At 74.6% G+C, this 3,624-nt stretch carries 2 protein-coding genes; both read left to right on the plus strand.

Annotated elements, in window-relative coordinates:
* The coding region (locus ACOV8S_RS00710; RefSeq protein ID WP_448315284.1) for a penicillin-binding transpeptidase domain-containing protein at positions 1–1,374 on the plus strand (1,374 nt) is incomplete at its 5' end.
* A gap of 232 nt (positions 1,375–1,606) precedes the next feature.
* Positions 1,607–3,343 (plus strand): penicillin-binding transpeptidase domain-containing protein, encoded by a 1,737-nt coding sequence (locus tag ACOV8S_RS00715; RefSeq protein ID WP_448315286.1) that lies wholly within the window; start codon positions 1,607–1,609, stop codon positions 3,341–3,343.
* Positions 3,344–3,624 lie beyond the last annotated feature (281 nt).

Raw genomic sequence — 3,624 nt, forward strand, 5'->3', positions numbered from 1 at the left:
CTGCTGACCGGCATGGCCGAGCAGGGCGGAGTGGGCAAGGTCAGGATCACGCCCGGCAAGGCGCGGGGCACGACCGTGCCGTTCTCGGTGAAGGCGACCGTGAGCGTGGGCGGGAAGAGCGAGCCGCTCGCCTGGGACAGCGAGCTGAGCGTGGTCCGCGGGCGCACCACCGCCAAGCCGCTGGTCGACTGGGAGCCGACGGTCGCCCACCCGCGGCTGAAGCCCGGCGACACCCTGGTGGCCGGGCCGTCCGACGTCCCGGCGGTGGAACTCGTGGACCGCGACGGCAAGGTGCTCGACGCCGGGAAGTACCCCTCGCTCGGCCCGGTCCTGGACGAACTGCGGGAACGTTACGGCGAGGCGGCGGGCGGCAGCCCCTCGCTGGAGCTGGTGATCCGGCACGCGGGACCGGACACCCCCGACACCACCCTGGTGACCCTGGCGAAGGGCAAGGCCGGCAAGATCCGCACCACCCTGTCCGCCGGCGCACAGGCCGCCGCGGAGAAGGCGGTGGGGAAGTACCCCGAATCCTCCGTGGTCGCGCTGAGGCCCAGCACCGGCGAGGTGCTGGCGGTGGCGAACCACCGCTCGGACGGCTTCAACGCCGCGTTCCAGGGCCGGCTGGCGCCCGGTTCCACGATGAAGATCGTCACCGCGGCGATGCTGATCGAGAAGGGCGTCACCGCGGCCAACCGCCCCGCGCCCTGCACGCCGACGGCGACCTGGCAGAGCCAGACCTTCCGGAACGCCCCCGGGGTCACCCCGAACGAGGGCGCGAACCTGGCCGACAGCTTCGCCCGGTCCTGCAACACGGCCTTCATCAAGCTGATCGACGAGGACGGCGTGACGAACGAGTCCCTCACCGGAGTCGCCCAGGAGCGGTTCGGCCTCGGCCGCGACGACTGGAAGACCGGCATCGTCTCCTTCGACGGCAGCGTCCCGCCCTCCGGCGGCCCCGACCGGGCGGCCAACGCGATCGGCCAGGGCCAGGTGCAGCTCAGCCCGCTGAACGTCGCCTCGCTCACCGCCACCGCGAAGACCGGCGTGTTCAAGCAGCCCTTCCTCGTCCCGGCCAAGACCGACGGGCGCAAGTTCGCCACCGCCCGCGGGCTGGCCCCGGCGGTCTCCGCGCAGCTGCGGCAGATGATGTACCTGACCGCCACCCAGGGCTCGGGGCGCGCTGCCATGGCCGGCCTGGGCGGCGACATCGGCGCGAAGACCGGTTCGGCGGAGGTCGACGGGCAGGAGCTCCCCAACAGCTGGTTCACCGGGTACCGGGGCGACGTCGCCGCGGCGGCCGTGGCGCAGCAGGGCGGGCGCGGCGGCGAGGCGGCGGGCCCGGTCGTGGCGGCGGTGCTGCGCGCGGCGGGGTGACCACCGTCACCCCGCTCTCCGGTGGACACCTCCTGACCTGCGCCCGCCGGGCCCGCCCGGACCAGGGCGGGGCCGCGCGGGACGGCAATGCGCCGCCCCCCTCCCGCGATGTCCGTCCTCGCTGAGAGCATGGGCACCGCACGCCGCACGTTCCGCGCACCGCAACCGCTCCAGAACCGCTCCGGCCGGCTCCTCCGGCCAGGACAGGAATCCATCTCCGGAGGAGAAGACCGTGGGCAAGAGAAGGCGCGTCCCCGAGCGCCGGGGCCTGGGCCGCCGCCCCGCCCTGACCGGCGTGCTGATCGCCGCGGCCGTGGCGGGCCTGGGCACCGGCGGTTACGTCATGTTCGGCGACGGCGCCTCCGCCGCGGGCTCGGTGCAGACCCCCGAGGACCGGCGCAAGGAGCCGCTGACCGCCGCCGACGTCTCCGCCGCGGCGGAGACGTTCCTGGCCGCCTGGCAGCAGGGCGACGTCGCCCGGGCCGCCGAGGCCACCTCCGACCCGAAGGCCGCCCGCGTCCACCTGGCCGGGTGGACGGAGCAGGCCCGCATCACCGAGGCCGTCCTCACCGCCGGCCGGCCCAAGGGCGAGGGCCTCGCCTTCGCGGTGAAGGCCACCGTCGTCCACGGGAAGCTGAGCAAGCCGCTGGCCTACGACAGCGCCCTCACGGTGGTCCGCCGCGCCGCGGACGGTGAGCCGGTCGTCCGGTGGCGCCCCTCGGTCCTCCACCCGGAGCTGAAGGACGACGAGCGGCTGCTCACCGGGGAGGCGGGAACCGCGCCGGTCAAGGCACTGGACCGCGACGGCGGGGAGCTGACCGCCGAGGCGTATCCGTCGGTCGCGCCGATGCTGAAGAGCCTCGCCGAGAAGTACGGCAAGAAGTCCGGCGGCACCGGTGCGATCGCCCTGCGCGCCGTGCCGGCCGAGGTGGCGGACGCCGCCGGGAAGAACGGCGACACCCCGCCGGGCGGGAAGAAGGACGCCAAGGACGCCAAGAGCGGGAAGGACGCGAAGAAGGCCGAGGGACGGGAGCTGCTGCGGCTGGCCGAGGCCACGCCGGGCGAGGTGCAGACCACCCTCCACCCGGGGCTGCAGAAGCTGGCGGAGGAGAAGGTCGCCGCCAAGCCGCGGTCCTCGGTGGTGCTGCTGCGCGCCTCCACCGGCGAGATACTCGCCGCCGCCAACGCCGAACCGGGCCTGAACACGGCCTTCCAGGGCTCCCTGGCCCCCGGCTCCACCATGAAGGTGATCTCCTCGGCGCTGCTGCTGGAGAAGGGCCTGGCCTCCAACGACCGGGAGCACCCCTGCCCCAAGTACTCCTCGTACGGCGGGTGGAAGTTCCAGAACGACGACAAGTTCGCGATGAAGAACGCCACCTTCAAGGCGAGCTTCGCGCGCTCCTGCAACACCGCCTTCATCAGCCAGGCGGAGAAGCTGTCCGACGACGCGCTGACGCGGGAGGCGCAGCAGGTCTTCGGCCTGGGGCTGAACAACTGGTCGGTGGGCGTCTCCACCTTCGACGGCGGGGTCCCGGTGCAGTCCGCCGCGCCCAAGGCCGCGTCGCTGATAGGCCAGGGCGGCGTGCGGATGAACCCGCTCAACATGGCGTCGGTCTCGGCGACCGTCTCGGCCGGCTCGTTCCACCAGCCGTACCTGGTACCGCCCACGGTGGACGACCGCGCCCTGGCCCGGGCCTCGCGGAGCATCAGCTCCGCCGCGCTGGGCCAGCTGAGGGAGCTGATGCGGTACACCGCGCAGGCGGGCACGGCGGCGGAGGCGATGGCCGGGCTCGGCCCCTCCTACGGCGCCAAGACCGGCACGGCGGAGGTCGACGGCCAGGACAAGCCGAACGGGTGGTTCACCGCGTACCGGGGTGACTACGCGGCGGCCGCGGTGGTCCGCGAGAGCGGCCACGGCGGCGAGAACGCGGGGCCGCTCGTCGCCGCCCTCCTCGGCGCCACGGGCTGACTCCTCACGCGGCGGCCGCCCCGCGACCGCCGGACAGCGCCTGACCGGTCAGTTCGGCCGGGGGGCCGCCGCACCCGCACCCGTCACCGTCACGCCCGACGGGGGCGGGGCGGTCACCGGCGTCGCCCGGGCCGACACGCCCGTTCGGGTGACGCGTGCGCCCTTCCGGGTGGCCCGCTTTCCCGCCGCGGGCGGCGCCGTCGCGGAGGCGGAAGGGGTCAGGGTGTGGCCCTGCGGCCGCGCCGCCACGGTGGTGGAACTACCGGGTGAGCAGGGCGTGG

The sequence above is a fragment of the Streptomyces sp. CO7 genome, assembly GCF_053474865.1.